We start from the raw sequence: 243 nt of genomic DNA, 5'->3' as shown, positions 1-243 counted from the left end.
AACCAAATGCTCTGATCTAATTGGCTGGGTTCAACCCACTGCCAATCATTAGATTTAGCTCTAAATAATAAACGTCCATAGGTTGATATCCACAAGCCGCCATTACCATCGCTCATAAACTTATACACAGCTGAGTTATTAGCATTGGGCAGTGGAAACGGACGTAGCTCGTCATCTAAATCTAAAAAGTAAGCCCCTAACTCAGAAGCTAGGTACAAATTACCATTTAAAAACGATAGATCG

General features: G+C 39.9%; 1 protein-coding gene. It reads right to left on the bottom strand.

All coding sequences use genetic code 11. The features are described from left to right. On the bottom strand, positions 1 to 243 hold a 243-nt coding region (locus SB749_RS20585; protein ID WP_410711949.1), incomplete at both ends, for a hypothetical protein.

This window comes from Brevibacterium sp. SIMBA_078, assembly GCF_046534565.1.
Lineage (GTDB): Bacteria > Actinomycetota > Actinomycetes > Actinomycetales > Brevibacteriaceae > Brevibacterium.
Note: the sequence above shows the minus strand (reverse complement) of the source record. Positions and strands in the feature narration are given on the sequence as shown.